The sequence below is a fragment of the Streptococcus sp. 3109 genome, assembly GCF_013276905.1.
In the GTDB taxonomy this organism is placed as follows: Bacteria; Bacillota; Bacilli; order Lactobacillales; family Streptococcaceae; genus Streptococcus.
Genome location: NZ_VMLY01000003.1, coordinates 87617 through 109367 on the forward strand (window position 1 = coordinate 87617; position 21751 = coordinate 109367).

Annotated in this window: 17 protein-coding genes and 3 tRNA genes; 8 read left to right on the forward strand and 12 right to left on the reverse strand. The window is 35.1% G+C overall.

Going from position 1 to position 21751, the window contains the following annotated elements:
• Window positions 1-12: 12 nt before the first annotated feature.
• Together HT698_RS02190 and HT698_RS02195 are read right to left on the reverse strand one after the other, a co-directional pair.
• A complete protein-coding gene (locus HT698_RS02190; protein ID WP_173218757.1) occupies window positions 13-1296 on the reverse strand; it encodes a pitrilysin family protein in 1284 nt (427 codons plus the stop codon).
• The gene (locus HT698_RS02195) at window positions 1293-2543 is read right to left on the reverse strand and encodes a pitrilysin family protein (RefSeq protein WP_112445431.1); all 1251 of its coding nucleotides are present in this window, start codon (window positions 2541-2543) and stop codon (window positions 1293-1295) included. Before HT698_RS02195 ends, HT698_RS02190 begins: the two co-directional genes overlap by 4 nt.
• Before the next feature lie 158 nt (window positions 2544-2701).
• Here HT698_RS02195 and yaaA point away from each other — a divergent pair, with 158 nt between their 5' ends.
• A complete protein-coding gene (gene yaaA, locus HT698_RS02200) occupies window positions 2702-3070 on the forward strand; it encodes a S4 domain-containing protein YaaA (RefSeq protein WP_061438545.1) in 369 nt (122 codons plus the stop codon).
• A gap of 2 nt (window positions 3071-3072) precedes the next feature.
• Window positions 3073-4170 (forward strand): DNA replication/repair protein RecF, encoded by a 1098-nt coding sequence (recF, locus tag HT698_RS02205; RefSeq protein ID WP_173218755.1) that lies wholly within the window; start codon window positions 3073-3075, stop codon window positions 4168-4170.
• A 49-nt stretch (window positions 4171-4219) separates the two neighbouring features.
• Here recF and guaB read toward each other — a convergent pair whose 3' ends face one another.
• Both guaB and trpS read right to left on the reverse strand, forming a co-directional pair.
• The gene (gene guaB / locus HT698_RS02210) at window positions 4220-5698 is read right to left on the reverse strand and encodes an IMP dehydrogenase (RefSeq protein ID WP_173218753.1); all 1479 of its coding nucleotides are present in this window, start codon (window positions 5696-5698) and stop codon (window positions 4220-4222) included.
• A gap of 151 nt (window positions 5699-5849) precedes the next feature.
• Window positions 5850-6875 (reverse strand): tryptophan--tRNA ligase, encoded by a 1026-nt coding sequence (trpS, locus tag HT698_RS02215; RefSeq protein WP_000165458.1) that lies wholly within the window; start codon window positions 6873-6875, stop codon window positions 5850-5852.
• A 205-nt stretch (window positions 6876-7080) separates the two neighbouring features.
• Here trpS and HT698_RS02220 point away from each other — a divergent pair, with 205 nt between their 5' ends.
• Together HT698_RS02220 and HT698_RS02225 are read left to right on the forward strand one after the other, a co-directional pair.
• The gene (locus HT698_RS02220) at window positions 7081-8703 is read left to right on the forward strand and encodes an ATP-binding cassette domain-containing protein (RefSeq protein ID WP_000958774.1); all 1623 of its coding nucleotides are present in this window, start codon (window positions 7081-7083) and stop codon (window positions 8701-8703) included.
• Between the two features lie 61 nt (window positions 8704-8764).
• Complete coding sequence (locus HT698_RS02225) at window positions 8765-11308, forward strand: YfhO family protein (protein ID WP_164226123.1); 2544 nt, start codon at window positions 8765-8767, stop codon at window positions 11306-11308.
• 26 nt (window positions 11309-11334) lie between these two features.
• Here the strand turns inward: HT698_RS02225 and HT698_RS02230 are convergent, their stop codons facing one another.
• Entirely contained in the window at window positions 11335-13977 is a 2643-nt protein-coding gene (locus HT698_RS02230; protein ID WP_173218751.1) for a YhgE/Pip domain-containing protein, read from the reverse strand.
• A 127-nt stretch (window positions 13978-14104) separates the two neighbouring features.
• Between HT698_RS02230 and HT698_RS02235 the strand changes: the two genes are divergently transcribed.
• The gene (locus HT698_RS02235) at window positions 14105-14647 is read left to right on the forward strand and encodes a TetR-like C-terminal domain-containing protein (RefSeq protein WP_001158275.1); all 543 of its coding nucleotides are present in this window, start codon (window positions 14105-14107) and stop codon (window positions 14645-14647) included.
• A gap of 40 nt (window positions 14648-14687) precedes the next feature.
• Here the strand turns inward: HT698_RS02235 and HT698_RS02240 are convergent.
• From HT698_RS02240 to rlmH, 7 genes are all read right to left on the reverse strand, one after another.
• Window positions 14688-14761 (reverse strand) — tRNA-Asn (locus HT698_RS02240).
• 5 nt (window positions 14762-14766) lie between these two features.
• Window positions 14767-14838, reverse strand: a tRNA-Glu gene (locus tag HT698_RS02245).
• 51 nt (window positions 14839-14889) lie between these two features.
• Window positions 14890-15642, reverse strand: a complete 753-nt coding sequence (comE, locus tag HT698_RS02250; RefSeq protein ID WP_000866064.1) for a competence system response regulator transcription factor ComE — start codon at window positions 15640-15642, stop codon at window positions 14890-14892.
• The gene (gene comD, locus HT698_RS02255; protein WP_173218749.1) at window positions 15639-16964 is read right to left on the reverse strand and encodes a competence system sensor histidine kinase ComD; all 1326 of its coding nucleotides are present in this window, start codon (window positions 16962-16964) and stop codon (window positions 15639-15641) included. The genes comE and comD overlap by 4 nt, the downstream gene beginning before the upstream one ends.
• Before the next feature lie 20 nt (window positions 16965-16984).
• Window positions 16985-17110: a competence-stimulating peptide ComC gene (gene comC / locus HT698_RS02260; RefSeq protein ID WP_173218747.1), complete on the reverse strand. Its 126-nt coding sequence runs from the start codon at window positions 17108-17110 to the stop codon at window positions 16985-16987.
• A gap of 165 nt (window positions 17111-17275) precedes the next feature.
• Window positions 17276-17349: transfer RNA gene (locus HT698_RS02265), tRNA-Arg, on the reverse strand.
• Between the two features lie 43 nt (window positions 17350-17392).
• A complete protein-coding gene (gene rlmH, locus HT698_RS02270; protein WP_000695935.1) occupies window positions 17393-17872 on the reverse strand; it encodes a 23S rRNA (pseudouridine(1915)-N(3))-methyltransferase RlmH in 480 nt (159 codons plus the stop codon).
• Between the two features lie 182 nt (window positions 17873-18054).
• On the opposite strand from rlmH, the gene HT698_RS02275 reads away from it, so the two are divergent.
• The 3 genes from HT698_RS02275 to dnaA all read left to right on the forward strand — a co-directional run bounded on the left by HT698_RS02275 (window position 18055) and on the right by dnaA (window position 21626).
• Entirely contained in the window at window positions 18055-19236 is a 1182-nt protein-coding gene (locus tag HT698_RS02275; protein ID WP_173218745.1) for a S1C family serine protease, read from the forward strand.
• A gap of 57 nt (window positions 19237-19293) precedes the next feature.
• Window positions 19294-20052, forward strand: a complete 759-nt coding sequence (locus tag HT698_RS02280) for a ParB/RepB/Spo0J family partition protein (protein WP_173218743.1) — start codon at window positions 19294-19296, stop codon at window positions 20050-20052.
• A gap of 212 nt (window positions 20053-20264) precedes the next feature.
• Window positions 20265-21626, forward strand: a complete 1362-nt coding sequence (gene dnaA, locus HT698_RS02285) for a chromosomal replication initiator protein DnaA (RefSeq protein WP_023944973.1) — start codon at window positions 20265-20267, stop codon at window positions 21624-21626.
• Window positions 21627-21751 lie beyond the last annotated feature (125 nt).

The window sequence follows — 21751 nt, forward strand, 5'->3', positions numbered from 1 at the left end:
TATGATAGGTTACTACGATGGGAATATTGTAAAATCAACTATATCCCCTTCATCTATTAAATGATGTCCAGCATCAAGGACATCCTCTAAAGTAATTTCCTGTAAAATCTTCGGCAAATCAAAGATTGTCTCACCTTGTCCAAAAGTATCATATTGCGTTGCAATAAATTCAAGAGAGTTCATGCTACTGAAAAATTCTCCAAACATCTCTCTTTTGATAGTATCCAAATGATCCTCTGTAATATCTAAATCCTTTGTAAAATTACGAATGGCCTTCCTAAACTGATGAGATAAAGCAACTGGCTCTTTTGTATCCATTGTCAACATGACAAAATGAAAGCGACTTGTTACTTCAACTTCCAGAGATAAGGACGCATCAATTTTACCTGATTCATAACATTTTTGAAAACGATCCGAAGTCCAACCAAACATCATTGCAAACAATAATTTTAATAAAATATGATGTCGATAGCAATCGGCCTCAGCAACTTCTCGCTTACCTCTAATCCCAATCGCTAATTTAGGAGAAGACACTTCCATTCTCATACTGTCTGTTTGCTTTACATCTTGTAAAACAAACTTTTCTCTTGCTACTTCCTGAACATCTAAATCTTTACGTTCTTTTCTTTCAAAGTAGTCCTGTACTTGATCCACATCAAAATTACCAACTAAAAACAGAGACATGTTTACAGGTTTGTAAAATCTTGTAAAATTTTCTTGCAAATTAGTTAGATTGATTTGGAAAATGGACTCCTCACTACCAACTATATCAGTTGCTAAAGGTGTTCCTGGATACAAATTCGCTAAAGTTGAAAAGAATAAACACGAATCTGGATCATCTTGATACATTTCTCGTTCTTGCTGGATAATATCCTGCTCTCTCAGAATGGAGTCTTCAGTAAAGTGTGCTGATGTTACCAATTCATCAAGTAAGTCTAAATTTTCTAAAAAATGATCCGTTGCTGAAAAAAGATAACTTGTTTTTGTAAAGCTTGTAAAGGCATTACTATCTGCACCTAGACTCGTAAAAGCCGACATCAAGTCGCTAGAATCTTCTCTTTCAAATAATTTATGTTCAAGAAAATGAGCAATTCCTGCAGGATATTGTTTTACAGCTCCGTCAACTCCTGTGACAAGCGCATCTGCTGAACCAAACTGAACAGTGACACTCCCGTAAACCTCTTTAAATTCCTTTTTAGGCAAAAGAGCAACTGTCAATCCGTTGGCCAAACGAGTCCGATAAACCATTTCTTTTACAGCTGGATAGTATTTTTCTTCAAAAATAACCTTTGTCATTCTATTCCTTCCATAAAGTAAATCGCCTGTAGTTTCACATTATTAGCTGCTCTACAAATATCATCTTTGGCAACTTGCTCGAGTTTTGCAATCCAACTTTTAAAGTCTGCCGAAAATTTTCCAAGTAAGGCATTTTGATAAGCACGTTCAATCAATGAAGATTGATTATCTTGAGAAAGTAACAAAGACCGACGAATCATTTCCTTGGTCTGCTCTAACTCAAGCTCTGTAAAATATCCTTTTTTTAAATCAATCAGTTGATTATTCATCATTTTACGAGCCTGGTTACGATTTTCTCGATTGATACCAGCATACATCCTCAAGAATCCACTAAACAAATCAAGCTGACTTGAAATAGTATAAGCCAATCCAGCATTTTCACGGACATTTGTAAATAGTTTAGAGTGAGCAAATCCACCAAGTAAACCATTCATTACAATCATGGGGAAATGTTGCTCATCACCATATTCAGCAGAGCAATGATATCCCAACTCTAAAATAGACTGTCCCACATTTTTCCTAACCATGCCTTCTTGCAAGATATTGGAATAAGGTTGGCAATATTGAATCTTCACATCCACTTCTCGACCTTTAAAGGCAAATGATTCTAATACATTTTGAATTTCAACCTCATTAAAATCACCTAGGAAAAAGAAATCGATTCGATCATTGGCCAAAAATTCTTGGAAACAAGAATAAGAACTTTGTGGAGTTTCAGCTAAAATACGATTTCGTAAATCACTATATTCCAATTGGAGACGTTCATCATGAAAAAATAATTTATCTAATTCTTTATGTGCGAAATAAAAAGAATCATCCATATCAGCTGCTAAACTTGCTAGCAATTGCTTTTTCTCAATTTCAAATAAGGCCGAATCAAACCCATTATCAACTACTACGGGTGAAAAAAGAGTTTCTTTTACAAGTTCCAAAACCTGAGAAGTTAGCATATTTTTCCTACTTAAAAACTCATCACGAACATAGGTAAATGTCAATTCTACAATGTGACTTTGCCCTCTTCTGAAACAATTGGTTGACATATCTGTACCGTATAGACTGGCTAAATGTCTTCTCAAATCTTGAGAAGTGGGGTACATCTGATTAGCAGTCTCTAGCATACTCGCACTCAACATGCGACCTGCAATCGTATCGAGGGATAATGGAGTGGTAAAACGCACGGCGATTTTGTTCGTTTTAAACTTCTTTGATTGGATAAAATGTGTTGAAATTCCATGCACTAACTCCATGATTTACCTCCTTATATACAGACTTCTATTATATCACGAAAACCTGAAATTTTCTTGTTCTCTGTAACACTTTTGAAATAAAAATCGCTTACATTTCTCCCTGTTTCTCTCACTATTTTTAGGAAAATATGGTATAATACCAAAGATTGAGGTGAATTATGGAATACAAATTATTTGAAGAATTTATTACCCTCCAAGCACTACTCAAAGAACTTGGAATCACACATAGCGGAGGAGCTATCAAATCCTTTCTCTCTGAACATTCTGTTTACTTTAATGGGGAATTAGAGAGTCGTCGCGGTAAAAAACTTCGTATTGGCGATAAAGTTGACATCCCTGACATGAATATTGACATCTTGTTGACACAACCTACTTCTGAAGAACTAGATGAATACCAAGCTGATAAAGTTGAAAAAGAACGAATCGCTAAACTTGTTAAGGAGATGAATAAAGGAGTAAAAAAAGACAACTCTAAACCTACTTCATCACCAAAAAGCAAACAAGCTCCGCGATTCCCTGGTAGATAATCATGTGGCTACAACACCTATCTCTCAAGACTTTTCGTAATTACAAAGAGACGAAAATAGACTTTAATCCTAAATTGAATGTCTTTTTGGGACGTAATGCACAAGGAAAAACAAATATGTTAGAGGCTATCTATTTTTTAGCCTTAACGCGTAGTCATCGAACTCGAACAGATAAAAATCTCATTCATTTTGATGAGGAACAACTTCATCTTTCAGGTCTTGTTCAGAAAAAAACGGGATCTATTCCCCTCGAAATCGAACTAACACAAAAAGGACGTGTGACAAAAGTTAATCATTTAAAACAGGCACGCCTTTCAGATTATGTAGGACACATGAATGTTGTCTTATTTGCTCCTGAAGATTTACAACTAATTAAAGGAGCACCTTCGGTTCGACGAAAATTCATTGATATGGAACTTGGACAAATCAAGCCAATCTATTTATCTGACTTAACCAATTATAACCACATCCTAAAGCAAAGAAACACTTACCTAAAATCAGCTCAAAAAATAGATGAAACCTTCCTTTCAGTACTAGATGATCAGCTAGTTGATTATGGATGTCGTGTGATGAATCACCGCTTAGATTTCATAAAAAAACTAGAATATTTTGGCCGTAAGAAACATTTTGAGCTTTCTAATCAGATTGAAGAGTTGTCAATATACTATCAATCTTCTGTCAAGCTAACTGACAAAGAAGACTTATCCGAATCTTTCAAAATTTCTTTAGAAAAAAGTAGATCCAGAGATTTATTAAAAAAGAATACTGGTGTCGGTCCTCATCGAGATGACATTTCTTTTTATATAAATGGGATGGATGCTAGTTTCGGAAGTCAAGGCCAACATCGTAGTCTCGTCCTTTCTATAAAATTAGCAGAAATCGAATTAATGGAAAGTATTACTACAGAATCTCCAATATTACTGCTTGACGATGTCATGAGTGAACTTGATAACACTAGACAACTAAAATTATTAGAAACGATTTCTCATTCAATACAAACCTTTATTACAACAACAAGCTTAGACCATCTTCAAAATCTACCAGAAAATCTAAGTATTTTCACTATTCAAGATGGTAAAGTTGTTGTAAACAAAACTTGACAATATTGTAAAAGAACTCCTGTTTTCACAGGAGTTCTTTTCATTTCTTTTACATAGAATAATTTGGTGCCTCATTAGTAATTTGTACATCGTGAGGGTGGCTTTCTTTCAAACCAGCACCAGATATTTCAATAAATTGAGCATTATCGTGTAGTTCTTTAAGGTTAGCTGCACCACAGTAACCCATACCAGAGCGAATACCTCCAATCATTTGGAAGACAATATCAGCTGCCGCACCTTTATAAGCAACACGACCTTCAATTCCTTCTGGAACAAGTTTGTTTGCTTCATTGACAGAACCTTGGAAGTAACGATCGCTTGAACCTTTTTTCATAGCAGCGATTGATCCCATACCACGGTAAGTCTTGAACTTACGTCCTTGGAAGATTTCAGTTTCACCTGGAGCTTCATCAGTTCCAGCAAACATTGATCCAAGCATAACAGCATTTCCACCAGCCGCAAGTGCTTTTACAATATCTCCAGAATACTTGATTCCACCGTCAGCAATGATCGTTTTACCATATTCACGCGCAACAGCTGCAGCATCATAGATAGCTGTTACTTGTGGAACACCAACACCAGCAATCACACGAGTAGTACAGATAGAACCTGGTCCAATACCAACCTTGACAACGTCTACACCTGCTTCATAAAGGGCACGTGCACCTTCAGCAGTAGCAATATTTCCAGCAATCAAAGTACGATCTGGGAAATGAGCACGAATCTCAGCAATTTTACGCAAGACACCTGCAGAATGACCATGTGCAGTATCAATAACAATCGCATCCGCTCCTGCCTCAAAAAGAGCCTCTGCACGTTCAAATGTATCTGAAGTAACACCTACTGCACCTGCAACTAGTAGACGACCAAACTCATCTTTAGCAGCATTTGGAAACTCAATAACTTTTTCAATATCTTTGATAGTAATCAAACCAGAAAGACGACCTTCTTCATCTACCAACGGAAGCTTTTCAATACGGTGTTCTTGAAGAATGCTCTCAGCTATTGCAAGATCTGTACCCACAGGAGCAGTAACAAGATTTTCACTAGTCATATGGTTTGAGATTGGTTGGTTATAGTCTGAAATAAAACGAAGATCTCGGTTTGTCAAAATACCAACCAATTTACGATTTTCAAGTGTTTCAACAACTGGAACACCACTGATGCGGTAACGTCCCATAAGCTCATCTGCTTCAGCAATTGTATGTTCAGGAGTCAAGAAGAACGGATCAATAATAACTCCATTTTCAGAACGTTTTACCTTACGAACCTCGTCTGCTTGTTGAGCAATTGACATGTTTTTATGGATAACTCCGAGACCGCCTGCACGAGCAATAGCAATGGCCATTTGACTCTCTGTAACTGTGTCCATGGCAGCGGTAATAATTGGGATATTTAAAGTCAGATTATCTGCCAATTTAGTTGTTAAATCTGCATCGTTAGGCAACACATGACTTTCAGCTGGAATAAGCAATACATCATCAAAGGTAAAACCTTTTTTCAAAAATTTAGTGTCCCAATTAGACATTCGAAGTTTCCTCTTTTCTTTCTTTTTGAGCTTGACTCTTTTTATATTGTATCTATCATACCATTCTATAAAAATTTGTCAAATGTTACAGGGGTAAATAAAAAACTATCTTTTCTTTGAGATAGAAATGATAGTTTCTTATAAAATAAACTTAGTTAAAGTAATGAAGTCCCATTGCTCCTTTAACTTCAGATAGGGTTTGACCTGCAACTTCACGCGCTCTTTCACTACCTTTTTGAAGCATATTATAAACTTCTCCCATATCCTTAGCAAATTCGATACGGCGCTCACGAATAGGACCAAGTTCACGTTCTAATATTTCAAGTAGATAACGCTTGGTCTTCACATCACCAAGACCACCTCGTTGATAATGTTCTTTCATTTCAGCAATTTCTTGAGCATCTTCTGGGCGACCAAAAACATCTAGATAATGGAAAACCATATTTCCTTCAATTTTACCTGGATCCTCAACGCGGATATGATCTGGGTCTGTATACATACTCATTACTTTTTTACGCAAAGTATCCGCATCATCAGCTAAATAAATACCGTTATTGAGTGATTTAGACATTTTAGCATTCCCATCTAAACCAGGCAAACGCCCTGCTCTCTCATTTTCTGGATAAATACCTTCCGGTTCTACCAAGACATCACAGTTATATGCATTGTTAAAAGAACGAACAATTTCACGAGTTTGCTCAATCATTGGTTTCTGATCTGTCCCAACAGGAACATAGTTAGCCTTGAAAGCTGTGATGTCAGCTGCTTGAGCTATTGGATAGACCAAGAATCCTGTCGGAATGCTTTCTCCAAATCCTTTCTGAGCAATTTCTGTCTTGACAGTTGGATTACGCTCCAGACGTGCTAATGAAACCAGATTCATATAATACATAGACAACTCAGCCAGCTCTGGAATCTGGCTTTGAATAAAGATAGTTGATTTACTTGGATCCAATCCAACTGCAAGATAATCCAAAGCCACATTTCCGATAGACTCTACAATGGTTTGAGGATCTTTGGCATGATCTGTCAAGGCTTGTTGGTCAGCCAAGAACACAAACATATCATACTTATCCTCTTCCTGTAATAATACTCGATTTTTGAGACTTCCAACATAATGTCCAATATGCAATTTTCCTGTTGGACGGTCTCCTGTTAAAATAATGGGTTTAGTCATTTTGTTCTCCTTCGATATGCTCACTTCAATTATAGCATTTTTTTAATGAAATAACCGCAATTTATCAAAATAAATCAGTCTTGCTATTTACGGATTCGTGTAAAGTATGCTGTAAATATAATTTACACAAAATTGACAAATAAAAATTTGAATATTTCTGTATTTTCTAGTAGAATAAATATATTACACATATAGGAGAAAAACATTGCTTACAGTATCTGATGTTTCACTACGTTTTAGTGATCGCAAACTTTTTGATGATGTCAATATCAAATTTACAGAAGGAAATACTTACGGATTAATCGGTGCTAATGGTGCCGGAAAATCAACCTTTTTAAAAATTTTAGCTGGAGATATCGAACCTACTACTGGTCACATCTCTCTTGGTCCAGATGAACGTCTCTCTGTTCTTCGTCAAAATCACTTTGACTATGAAGATGAACGTGCCATTGATGTTGTTATCATGGGAAATGAAAAACTTTATAGCATCATGAAAGAGAAAGATGCTATCTACATGAAGGAAGATTTCTCAGATGAGGATGGAGTGCGTGCTGCCGAACTCGAAGGAGAGTTTGCCGAGCTTGGAGGCTGGGAAGCAGAAAGCGAAGCCTCTCAACTACTTCAAAACCTAAATATCCCAGAAGAATTGCACTATCAAAATATGAGCGAATTGGCCAACGGTGAAAAAGTAAAGGTTCTCCTCGCCAAAGCACTTTTTGGTAAACCAGATGTTCTTCTTTTGGACGAGCCTACCAACGGTTTGGATATCCAATCGATTACTTGGTTAGAAGACTTCTTGATTGATTTTGATAACACAGTTATCGTAGTATCCCACGACCGTCACTTCTTAAACAAAGTATGTACTCACATGGCCGACCTTGACTTTGGAAAAATCAAACTCTATGTCGGAAACTACGACTTCTGGAAGGAATCTTCTGAGCTTGCTGCTAAATTGCTAGCAGACCGTAATGCAAAAGCAGAGGAAAAAATTAAGCAATTGCAAGAATTCGTTGCTCGTTTCTCTGCTAATGCTTCTAAATCAAGACAAGCAACATCACGTAAGAAAATGCTTGATAAGATTGAGCTAGAAGAGATTGTGCCATCTAGTCGTAAATATCCATTTATCAACTTTAAAGCAGAACGTGAAATTGGTAATGATCTCTTGACAGTAGAAAATCTAACTGTAAAGATTGACGGTGAGACTATTTTAGATAATATCAGCTTTATCTTGCGTCCAGGTGATAAGACAGCGCTTATTGGACAAAATGACATCCAAACGACTGCATTAATTCGTGCAATCATGGGAGACATTGACTATGAAGGAACTGTCAAATGGGGAGTTACTACTAGCCGTTCTTACTTGCCAAAAGATAACTCGGCAGATTTTGCAGGAGGAGAGTCAATCCTTGACTGGTTGCGTCAATTCGCAAGTAAAGAAGAAGATGACAATACTTTCCTACGTGGCTTCCTCGGCCGTATGCTCTTCTCTGGAGATGAGGTTAACAAACCTGTCAACGTCTTGTCAGGGGGAGAAAAAGTTCGTGTCATGCTTTCAAAACTCATGCTCTTGAAATCAAATGTCCTTGTACTTGATGATCCAACCAATCACTTGGACTTGGAATCTATCTCAAGCTTGAATGATGGATTGAAAAACTTTAAAGAATCAATCATCTTTGCCAGCCATGACCACGAGTTTATTCAAACTTTGGCTAACCATATCATTGTCTTGTCTAAAAATGGCGTCATCGACCGTATCGATGAAACCTACGATGAATTCCTAGAAAATGCAGAAGTACAAGCAAAAGTTAAAGAACTTTGGAAAGACTAAATAAAACTTCAAAACTCAGTTGGGTTAACCAGCTGAGTTTTCTAACATTTTATGAGGTAACATGAAATTATTTTTTAAAACATATTGGACCTATTTTGTTTCCTTCATCATTCCCGTAGTCATTATGACAGGAGTATACCTATCTCAAGGTATCTACTGGAATAGTGACAACTCTCCTCTATTAGGGGATGGGTTTCATCAATACGTTATTTTTGATGTATCCTTACGAAATATCCTACATGGAAATAGTAGTCTGTTTTACACCTTTACAAGTGGCCTCGGATTAAATTTCTATGCCCTATCTAGTTATTACTTAGGTAGTTTCTTTTCACCACTAGTTTACTTTTTTGATCTAACGAATATGCCAGATGCTGTCTATATGACAACTCTCTTAAAATTTGGATTGATTGGACTGTCAACTTACTTTAGTTTAAATAATTTATTTCAATCGATTCCTAAGCCTTTAAAACTAGCCTTATCTACTTCATATGCTCTGATGAGTTTCTCTGTCAGTCAATTAGAGATAAAAACCTGGCTAGATGTTTTTATCTTGATTCCTTTAATTATCACTGGTTTACATCTACTGATAACTGAAAAGAAATTCCTATTGTACTTTACAAGTCTGTCAATTTTGTTTATTCAAAATTATTATTTTGGCTATATGACAGCATTGTTTCTTATTTTCTGGTATCTCTGTCAAATTTCGTGGGACTTTAAAACCCGAAAATCATCTTTTCTTGATTTTGTTGTCACCTCCTTTTTAGCTGGTATGGCTAGTTTAATTATGACTCTTCCCACTCTATTTGATTTACAGACACATGGGGAAAAATTGACTGAAGTTACAAAGTTTCAAACTGAAAGTAGCTGGTATCTTGATCTCTTTGCTAAGCAATTCATCGGTTCCTTTGATACAACCAAGTATGGGGCTATTCCAATGATTTTTGTCGGACTACTCCCCTTTATTTTGACCATTTTATTTTTTACGATGAAATCTATTAAGTTTCACGTGAAACTTATCTATGCAATCTTCTTTGCATTTCTAATTGCCAGCTTTTATATAGAAGCTCTTGATTTATTTTGGCAAGGTATGCATACTCCAAATATGTTTTTACATCGCTATTCTTGGATTTTCTCTACCTTGTTAATTTACACAGCAGCGGAAGTCTTAAATCGTCTGAAAGAAATTAAAATCTGGAATTTTTTAGTTTCGCTTTTTCTTATAGTAACAGGATTTTTAGCTACCATCTATCTAAAATCACATTATTCTTTTTTAACAGATTTGAATATTCTACTGACTCTTGAATTTTTAGTTGTCTATTCTCTTTTACTCCTTGCAGTTATCAAAAAGTTTATCTCTGTAAATCTATTTGCCATTCTAATCTCTTTATTTATAATAGTTGAAATAAGTTTAAATGCTTCATCTCAAATGGACGGAATTGCTAAAGAATGGGGCTTTGCTTCTCGAAGTGCATATAATCGAGATATCCCAGCTATGGAATCTTTCTCAACATATATTGGAAATCAATTTACTCGTACTGAGAAACTAGAGACTCAGACAGGAAATGACAGTATGAAATTCAACTACAATGGAATCTCTCAATTTTCATCTGTTCGAAATCGTTCAGCAAGCTCTACTTTGGATAAACTTGGATTTAAATCCTCTGGGACTAATCTCAATCTCCGTTATGCCAATAATAGTATTTTGGCTGATAGTTTATTTGGAATCCAGTATAATATCTCAGAAAACCCTATTGATAAGTATGGTTTCCAAGATGTATATCAAAAAGATAATCTTACCCTATATGAAAATCAATTCTCTCTTCCAATTGCATTTGCTAGTCAATCTGTTTACAATGATGTCAAGTTCAATGAACACACTTTGGATAATCAATCCTCGTTTTTAAATCAACTTGCTAACGTCGATTTTGATTATTTTTCTCCAATTCCTTATGACAAAACAGAAAATACTAATGATTTGATTAGTGTTACAAGTTCTTCAAATGAGGATGCAGCAATCCAGTATCAAATTGAGGTTCCCGAAAACAGTCAAGTTTATCTTTCTTTCACAAACCTTCACTTTTCTAATGACAAACAAAAAAAGGTTGACATTCTTGTAAATGGAGAAAAGAAAACTTTTACAACTGATAATGTCTTCTCCTTCTTTAATCTAGGCTATACAAAAGATACAAAAACTTTTAATATTCATGTTAGTTTCCCTGGAAATTCACAAGTATCATTTGAATCTCCTACCTTCTACCGTTTAGATACCCAAACTTTAACTGAGGCAATTCAAAAAATTAAAGAACAACCTGTCACAGTATCAACTTCTAAAAACAATGTTTTTGCTACATATGATGTCCAACAAGATACATCTATTTTTTTCACTATTCCTTATGACAAAGGTTGGTCTGCCTACCAAGATGATAAGAAAATAGAAATGAAACAAGCTCAAACTGGCTTTATGAAAGTTGACGTTCCTAAGGGAAAAGGAACTATTACACTTTCCTTTATTCCCAATGGTTTTATTACTGGAGCAATCTGTTCCTTTACTTCTCTTTTACTATTTGGAATCTATAATCACAAACGAAAATCATCTAAGACATAAAAAAATCGACCAGTTGGTCGATTTTTTTAATCTTCTTCCATTTTCTTAGGTTGATAGGCTAGCATACCTAAACAAATAAATAGTACTAATATAACGGCAAGGAAAATAACTTGATGATGAATATTTCCTGTCATAGAGATTGTTTGTCGTAATCCCGAAACTGAATAACTCATTGGTAACCAGGGATTAATAGCTCTAAAGAAATCATTTGTCAAGGCAAGTGGATAAGTACCTGCACTTGATGCTAACTGTAATAAAAGCAAGATAAGAGAAAAGAAAGCTCCTATACGACTATTCCATGTTGTTAAAGCGGTCACCATGGACATGAATACTAAACTTGTTAGGATAATGAGAATAAATGTTCTCATCTCATGATTTGCAGTTAGACCAATAAGATGAACTCCTCCATATACCAAAATTCCTGCCAAAACAGCTATAATACTATTTATTTCAGCTCGAGATTTCAACCAAGCCCAACGGCTCTCCGGATGACATCCTGAAGGCAACTTCGTAAAGATCATATTCGTTGATATTGCTGCAACAAAGAGAGCAACTGATATCATATAAGGAGCTATTGCAATTCCATTTACAGGAACTTGATCATTGTCAGTTTTGGAGAGACTGAGAGGATTTGACAAAATCTCTGCATTTTTAGATTCTGTTGATGCTGATTTGAGTTGATCACTAGCATTACTTAGTCCTTGTCCTAAAGAAGCAACTCCTGTCTGTAAACCTTCCAATCCAGAAGTTAACTTTGTTCCACCTTCTGCTAGTTTCCCAGCTCCATCTGCCAATTTATTAGCTCCACTTTCTAATTGAGAAGCACCTGAAATTAACTGACTGGATTTGTCAGATAGTTGGCTAGAGCCTGACTGCAATTTATCAACTCCTGCTATCAATTCTTGACTCTTTTGATTCAATTGGTTAGAGCCAGTTGATAATTTTTCAATACTAGACACTAATTCTGGAGTTTTTTCAACTAATTGACCAACTCCTGCTGTCAAGCTAGAAGATTTTTGTGTCAAGGTGTTTGAGCCTGAAACTAGTTGACCCAAACTACCTGTCAAGGTGGCATTTTTTTTACTTAGTTGACTTGCGCCTTGAGAAACTTTATCAACACCTGCAGTATATGCATTTACACCCGATGTAATCGACTGACTGGCAGGAACTAATTTGCTAGCAACAGCTCCTTGTATCTCTGTTAATCCACTTGACAATCCTGTCAAAGAAGTAGAAGCAAGCGGTAATACTTGATTAGCTTGATTTTTTAAAGTCGAAAGATTAGAAGATTGATTTTGTAAGTTTTCTAAACTTCCTTGTAAACCTTGAACTAAAGCTACAATTGACTGTGCTGATTGAATACTATCAGTCGAATTTTGAGATACAGAAGCACTTATCTCAGCTTGTTGCTCACTTGTCAAAGATTGATAAGCTGCTGTCGATTGAATATTAGCTAATGTAGTCGCTTTATCAGACTGAGCACTTGCTAACATTTGATTAGAAAGAGATACTATACTTGATAAAACAGAATCTAATTGTTTTGTATCTCCAACATCAATATTTTGAATAGCTTGATTTAACTGATTTAGACCAGAAGACAATTGATTAATTTGATCTTTTTTCCCAGACGAAGCATCTAACTTGCTAGAAAGTTGTTGAATCCCTTCACTTAATTGCTCCATACCCATTCGAAGTGTAGCTGATTGATTAGATAACTGACTAGCACCTGTTGCAAGATTTCCCACTCCGTTTGTATAGGCACTAACACCAGATGAAAATTGATTAAGACCAGCATTAAGCTGAGAAACACCGCCAGTATAGGATTCTACACCAGTATATAACTGATTGATTCCTCTTACTAATTCAGGACTTTTAGAAGATAATTGACCTAATCCGCTATCTAATTGACTCACTGCACCAGTATATGTAACTAAACCACTATTAAAATCCCCTAAGCCAAGATGAAGTTGTTCGACACCAGAAACATAAGCAGATAATCCTTTAGTAAACTGCTCCGTTCCATTTGAAAAGGTTAAACTTGAAGCTGCTAAAGAGTGTAGGTTAGTAGTTAATGTTTGACTTCCTGTAACTAACTGATTCGCTCCATCAGTTAATTTTTCACTACCTGAAGCTGCTTGACTCATGCCATCCTTTAAATCGATCATTTTGTTAAATAAAGCTTTGGTATAGGTCTCGGTTACATTGGTAGAGACATTCTGCTTTAATTGTGTCATTGCAGAATCACTCATCTTGCTGGCAATAAAACTATGACCACTTGAAGTCTGATAATCGATTTGCATTTGTTCTGGATGATCCGTTAAAATAGAAGCTGCTTTTTCAGATAAATCACTGGGTAAAGTCACTACCATATAGTAATCGCCATCTTCCAATCCCTTCTTTCCTTCATCTTCATCCACGAAATGAAAATCCAAGGTTTTATTTTCTTTTAAATTGGACACCATGTCTTTTCCTATTGCTATATTACTACCATTATAGGAAGCCTCTTTATCATTATTGACAACTGCTACAGGTAAGTCAGACAATTGCCCATATGGATCCCACATTGATGACAAAAATATGATATTGTACAGAGCTGGAATAAGAGAAATCCCTATCATGACAATAATAAAGGTTGGTTTTTTAAAAATTGCTTTCCATTCTTTAAACATAGTTTCTCCTTTTTTAAACATATTGTCTAAAATTTTGATATAATAGATTATACATTAAAAAATCTAAATTACAAGATAAAAAATCCATTTTTAGACATATAGTCTAATTTGTTTACAAGGAGGAAATATGCAAGAAAGTAACAAACGCTTAAAAACAAAGCGAACTATTGAAAATGCTATGGTACAATTACTGATGGAACAGCCATTTGATCAAATTTCTACTGTCAAATTAGCAGAAAAAGCCGGAATTAGTCGTTCCAGCTTCTATACGCACTATAAGGATAAGTATGATATGATTGAGCACTATCAAAGCAAGCTATTTCATACATTTGAATATATTTTTCAAAAACATGCTCATCACAAAAGAGATGCTATTTTAGAAGTATTTGAATATCTAGAGTCAGAACCACTTCTGGCTGCCCTTCTTTCTGAAAATGGAACTAAAGAAATCCAAAATTTCTTACGAAATAAACTTCATATCATGCTCAGTACAGATTTACAAAAGCGATTTATGCAACTGAATCTCAATACAACTGAATTAGAATACAGTAGCATCTATCTAACTCATGCACTTTTTGGTGTCTGTCAAACTTGGATTGCACATGGAAAAAAAGAAAGTCCTCAAGAAATAACAGATTTCCTTATGAAGATGCTTGGTGATACAAATTGATACAAAAAGAGGAACACAGTTGTGTTCCCTTTTATCTATACTCCGCCAGTAGGACTCGAACCTACGACATCATGATTAACAGTCATGCGCTACTACCAACTGAGCTATGGCGGATAAAATAGTCCGTACGGGATTCGAACCCGTGTTACCGCCGTGAAAAGGCGGTGTCTTAACCCCTTGACCAACGGACCTTCTATCTGTAGCAGATATAACCATTATATCAATTTCTTACTAATTGTCAATCACTTTTTAGATTTTTTCTCTAAAATATCTTTTAATTTTCTAATTTTTAATCTTGAAATAGGACAACGATGGTCTTCATAGAAAACAATTTCTAAGTTTTTTCGATCAATTTCTCTAATATTGCCTATATTTACCAAAAATGATTTATGAGGAGAATAAAATCGCTGAGTATGTTTGTCCTTTTCCTGAATATCTGTCATGGTACCGTAAAACTCTTTGGCAAAATTCTTACCAATAATGCGCAATTTATGAGAGACTCCTGTCGTTTCAATATACAAAATATCATGGTAAGGAATTTTTAAATCATTTCCCTTGTAATTGTAGTCAAAATAATCTACAACATCTTCATTTTCAAGTAACATACTCTTCGTGTAAAAAATATTTTGCTCAATTCTCTTCTTGAACATCTCATCATTGATATCCTTATCAACAAAATCTAAGGCTGATACCTGGTATTTATAGGTTAGAGTCGCAAACTCTGATCGACTGGTAATAAAGACGATAATAGCGTAAGGATTGTAATGACGAATGAGCTGAGCCACTTCAAATCCCTTTTTCTCAATTCCATGAATATCGATATCTAGGAAATAAAGCTGATTTACTTCATCATTTTCAATGTATTCTTCAAATTCACGGACTTTTCCCGTTGTCTTGTATGATATTGGAATATTCGATTCTTTCGAAATTTCATCCAATATTCTCTCTAGTCTCACTTGATGTTCAATAACATCCTCTAAAATTAAAACTTTCATTCAAATTCCCTCTTAAATCTAATGATTTGTCTAAATGTACTGCCTTCCATCTCTGTTTCTAAAATAATATTGTTGTACTTATCTAGTAGTTCTTTCACATTATTTAATCCTACCCCGCGATTTCTTCCCTTAGTGGAGAATCCTAAAGCAAATAGATCTCCTGAAGGAGTCATCGTCATTTTACATGAATTCTGAATCACAATAACTGTTTCAGTTTCCATCTTAATAACTGCTACTTCCATCTGCTTTTTATAGCTATCAGCCGATCCTTCGACAGCATTGTTCAATAAAACGCTCATGATACGAACCAAATCCAATAGTTCAATTGGGAGCTTGGTAATCGTATCTTTTACTTCCAGTGTAAACTCTACACCATTATTTCGAGCATAGACAATAGACTGAGCAACCAAACTTCGTAAAGCTGAATCTTCTATGTTGTTCAAATCAAAGTAAGTGTACTTATCTGAACGCAATTTATGATTTGCTTTGACCAAAACTTCATTGTAAACTCTGTCAATTTCCTGTAAATCACCACTGTCAATTGCCATCTGCATACTGACAAGCATCCCAGCATAGTCATGTCGAAAACCACGAATTTCATTATACAGACCGACAATTTCATCTGTATAATTCTGTAAATGTTTCTGTTCAAATTTCTTCTGCTTCAACGCAATCTCTTTCTCCATTTGTTCTTTATGCGAATTCATTGCAAAGAAGGTCAAAAGGAGAGAAATAAAGACAATAGATGACAAGATACTTCCAAAACTATTCAAATGTTTAATCGTACTTACTATATCTGAAACGAAAGATAAAAGATGTAACAATAGTAAAGCAAAAAATACTTTTTTCAAGAAAGGATAAAGGTAGTCCTTGTCAAAATAGGTTAGTTCTAAGTGGAAATAATGAATGATTTTTAATATAACAACATAAGTCAACACCGTTACAACGAAAAAGAATGGGAAATGATATTGTGAAACAAAATTGTCTCCTGTTATAGAGGAGAAAGTTACGGACAGAAAGTTATGAGTGCTCTCATATAAAAGAGATAGTAGTAAACTTAGGAATAGTCCTCTATTCCTCTCATACTGTTTCATCCATCGAAAATAGGAATATAAGCCCAAAGGAAATAAAAATCTTTCAATCCCTATTTTATCTAAATATGGAAGATAAAAGGAAAGTTCAAGTACTGCTTCTACTAGTAATGTATAGATACCAAAAACATATAGTTCTTTTCTATTTATTTGACCTTTACAAATTAAACGGTAACTGTGACTAATAATTAAAAAATGAACAATAACTGTCCCAAATCCAAGTAAATCCATTACTCTTTCTCCTTATTTCATTACTTTTTTCGTTGGAAAAGAAAATCAAGGATGATTCTTGAAACCCTACTTTCCCCACCTCGAATCTCCTGCAAGTCTTTTTCCTTCAAGGCTACAAACTGTTCCAATTTAACTGTGTTTTTCATAATAAAATCTCCTAAAATGTTTTTTTCTTGTAAGCTAACTTACAAAAACCATTATACAAAATGGAATTTCATTTTAGATAAAATTCTCTCAACTGTCATTTTTTTCTCCCCAAGTGTACTTTTTTAAGAAAAAAGCCGGGAAAATTCCCAGCTTTGCTACTATATTGATCCCAGCAGGATTCGAACCTGCGACCGTTCGCTTAGAAGGCGAATGCTCTATCCAGCTGAGCTATGAGACCTAACACAATTATTCTACCAAAAAATCAATTAAAAGTCAATTTTCTATTTATGATAGGGTGATCCCTGCTGAATTGTAAAAGCCCGATAGATTTGTTCAACAAGGACTAGTCTCATTAGCTGATGGGGCAAGGTTAAACGACCAAAACTAACAGAGAGATTGGCTCTCTTTTTTACATCCTGTGCTAATCCCAGACTCCCTCCAATAATAAAGGTAAGAGTAGAAAATCCTTTTATAGAAGCTTCTTCTAACTGCTTACTAAATTCTTCTGAAGAAAGTGTTTTCCCCTCAATGGCTAACACAATAACAAAATCACGGTCACCAACTTTTGATAAAATCCTCTGACCTTCTATTTCTAAAATCTTTTGATTTTCTGACTCACTGGCCTTATCTGGTGTTTTTTCATCTGCTAGCTCAATCATTTCAAGCTTAGCAAATCGAGAAATTCGTTTTGAATACTCTGCAATACCATCTTTTAAATACTTTTCTTTCAGTTTCCCAACTGTTACAACTTTAATTTTCATGACTCTATTCTAACATATTCTCTATTTTTTCACATCTTATTCACAAAATAAAAAATAGATTTCAATTGAGAAAATCACAGTTTTAAAAGAGTTATCCACAGTTTGTGTAAAACTTTTATGTTTAAGTTATAATTAAGCTAGTCAGTTTATACTTTCAGTAATTCAAAAATATGGAGGCAAATATGAAACATTTAAAAACATTTTACAAAAAAGGGTTTCAATTATTAGTCGTTATCGTCATTAGCTTTTTTAGTGGAGCCTTGGGTAGTTTTTCAATAGCTCAACTAACTCAAGAAAGTAGTGTAAGAAACTCTAACAACAATAGTACTATTACACAGACTGCCTATAAAAACGAAAATTCAACAACACAGGCTGTTAATAAAGTAAAAGATGCTGTTGTTTCTGTTATTACTTATTCAGCAAATAGACAAAATAGCGTATTTGGTAATGATGAGACTGATACAGATTCTCAGCAAATCTCTAGTGAAGGATCTGGGGTTATTTATAAAAAGAATGATAAAGAAGCTTACATCGTCACCAATAATCACGTTATAAATGGTGCCAGCAAAGTAGATATTCGTTTGTCAGATGGAACTAAAGTACCTGGAGAAATTGTCGGAGCTGACACTTTCTCTGATATTGCTGTCGTCAAAATCTCTTCAGAAAAAGTTACAACAGTAGCTGAGTTTGGTGATTCTAGCAAGTTAACCGTAGGAGAAACTGCTATTGCCATTGGTAGCCCGTTAGGTTCTGAATATGCAAATACTGTCACTCAAGGTATCGTATCTAGTCTCAATAGAAATGTATCCTTAAAATCTGAAGATGGACAAGCCATTTCTACAAAAGCCATCCAAACTGATACTGCTATTAACCCAGGTAACTCTGGCGGTCCACTGATCAATATTCAAGGACAGGTTATCGGAATTACCTCAAGTAAAATTGCCACAAATGGAGGAACATCTGTAGAAGGCCTTGGTTTCGCAATCCCTGCAAATGATGCTATCAATATTATTGAACAGTTAGAAAAGAACGGAAAAGTGACACGCCCAGCTTTGGGAATCCAGATGGTTAATTTATCTAATATAAGTACAAGTGACATCAGAAGACTCAATATTCCAAGTAATGTTACATCTGGCGTAGTTGTTCGTTCTGTACAAAGTAATATGCCTGCCAATGGTCACCTTGAAAAATACGATGTTATTACAAAAGTAGATGACAAAGAGATTGCTTCATCAACAGACTTACAAAGTGCTCTTTACAATCATTCTATCGGAGACACCATTAAGATCACTTACTATCGTAACGGTAAAGAAGAAACTACATCCATCAAGCTTGACAAGAGTTCAGGTGATTTAGAATCTTAATTGACATCTATGTAAAGAAAGCTTTACATAAGAGAAAAGATGTGTTAGTGTAGAATCATGGAAAAATTTGAAATGATTTCTATCACAGATATACAAAAAAATCCCTATCAACCCCGAAAAGAATTTGATAGAGAAAAACTAGATGAACTAGCACAGTCTATCAAAGAAAATGGGGTCATTCAACCGATTATTGTTCGTCAATCTCCTGTGATTGGTTATGAAATCCTTGCAGGAGAAAGACGCTATCGGGCTTCACTTTTAGCTGGTCTAACGTCTATCCCAGCTGTTGTTAAACAGCTTTCAGATCAAGAGATGATGGTCCAATCCATCATTGAAAATTTACAGAGGGAAAATTTAAATCCAATAGAAGAAGCACGCGCTTATGAATCTCTCGTAGAGAAAGGATTCACCCATGCTGAAATTGCAGATAAAATGGGCAAGTCTCGTCCTTATATCAGCAACTCCATTCGTTTGCTTTCCTTGCCAGAACAGATTCTCTCAGAAGTAGAAAATGGCAAACTATCACAAGCTCATGCGCGTTCTCTAGTTGGGTTGACTAAGGAACAACAAGACTATTTCTTACAACGGATTATAGAAGAAGATATTTCTGTAAGGAAGTTAGAAGCTCTGCTGACAGAGAAAAAACAAAAGAAACAGCAAAAAAATGATCATTTCATACAAAATGAAGAAGAACAGTTAAAAAAACTACTCGGATTAGATGTAGAAATCAAACTGTCTAAAAAAGATAGTGGAAAAATCATTATTGCTTTCTCAAATCAAGAAGAATATAGTAGAATTATCAACAGCCTGAAATAAGGCTGTTCTTTTATTTTTTTATCTCACAAGGTTATCCACTATGTTTTTCGATAAAAAGCTTAATAAAACAATAGTTTCTGACTTTATCCCCAATCTGTGGATAAAACTTGGTAACATTGTGGATTATTTTTCACAGCTTGTGGAAAATTCTTACTATCTATGGTAAAATATCTCTAGTATTAAACTTTTAAATAGTAAAGGAGGAGAAAGGATTGAAAGAAAAACAATTTTGGAATCGTATATTAGAATTTGCTCAAGAAAGACTGACTCGATCCATGTATGATTTCTATGCTATTCAAGCTGAACTCATCAAGGTAGAGGAAAATGTTGCCACTATATTTTTACCACGATCTGAAATGGAAATGGTCTGGGAAAAACAACTAAAAGATATTATTGTAGTTGCCGGATTTGAAATTTATGATGCTGAGATAACTCCCCACTATATTTTCACTAAACCTCAAGATACGGCTATCTCACAAGTTGAAGAAGCTACAAATTCAACTCTTTATGATTATAGTCCAAAGTTAGCATCTATTCCTTATTCGGATACTGGGTTAAAAGAAAAGTATACCTTTGATAACTTTATTCAAGGGGATGGAAATGTTTGGGCAGTATCAGCCGCTTTGGCTGTCTCTGAAGATTTGGCTCTGACCTATAACCCTCTTTTTATCTATGGAGGACCGGGACTTGGTAAGACTCACTTACTTAATGCCATTGGGAATGAAATTTTGAAAAATATTCCAAATGCGCGTGTCAAATACATACCTGCTGAAAGCTTTATTAATGACTTTCTTGATCACCTAAGACTTGGGGAAATGGAAAAGTTTAAAAAGACCTATCGTAGTCTTGATCTTTTGTTAATCGATGATATCCAGTCACTCAGCGGAAAAAAAGTCGCAACTCAAGAAGAATTTTTCAATACTTTTAATGCCCTTCATGACAAGCAAAAACAGATTGTCCTAACCAGTGATAGAAGTCCAAAGCATTTAGAAGGACTCGAGGAAAGGCTTGTAACGCGCTTTAGTTGGGGGTTGACCCAAACTATCACCCCCCCTGACTTTGAAACACGTATTGCCATTTTACAAAGTAAAACGGAACATTTAGGCTACAATTTTCAAAGTGATACTCTAGAATACCTAGCTGGGCAATTTGACTCAAATGTTCGAGATCTTGAGGGAGCTATCAACGACATCACTTTAATTGCCAGAGTAAAAAAAATCAAGGATATCACTATTGATATTGCTGCAGAAGCTATTAGAGCTCGCAAACAAGATGTTAGCCAAATGCTCGTCATCCCAATTGACAAAATTCAAAATGAAGTTGGTAACTTTTATGGTGTCAGCGTCAAAGAAATGAAGGGAAGCAGACGCCTTCAAAATATTGTGTTAGCCCGTCAAGTAGCCATGTATTTATCTAGAGAACTGACAGATAATAGTCTTCCAAAAATTGGGAAGGAATTTGGAGGAAAAGATCATACAACAGTCATTCATGCCCATGCAAAAATTAAATCTTTGATTGATGAAGACGATAATTTACGTTTAGAAATTGAATCAATCAAAAAGAAAATCAAATAACTTGTGGATAACTTTTACTTTATTATCTTTTTTATCCACATTTTTTAAACAAGCCCAAAAACTTGATATGACTTGTTTAAAGTCTGTTTTCCACAGATTTCACAGACTCTATTATTACTATTATC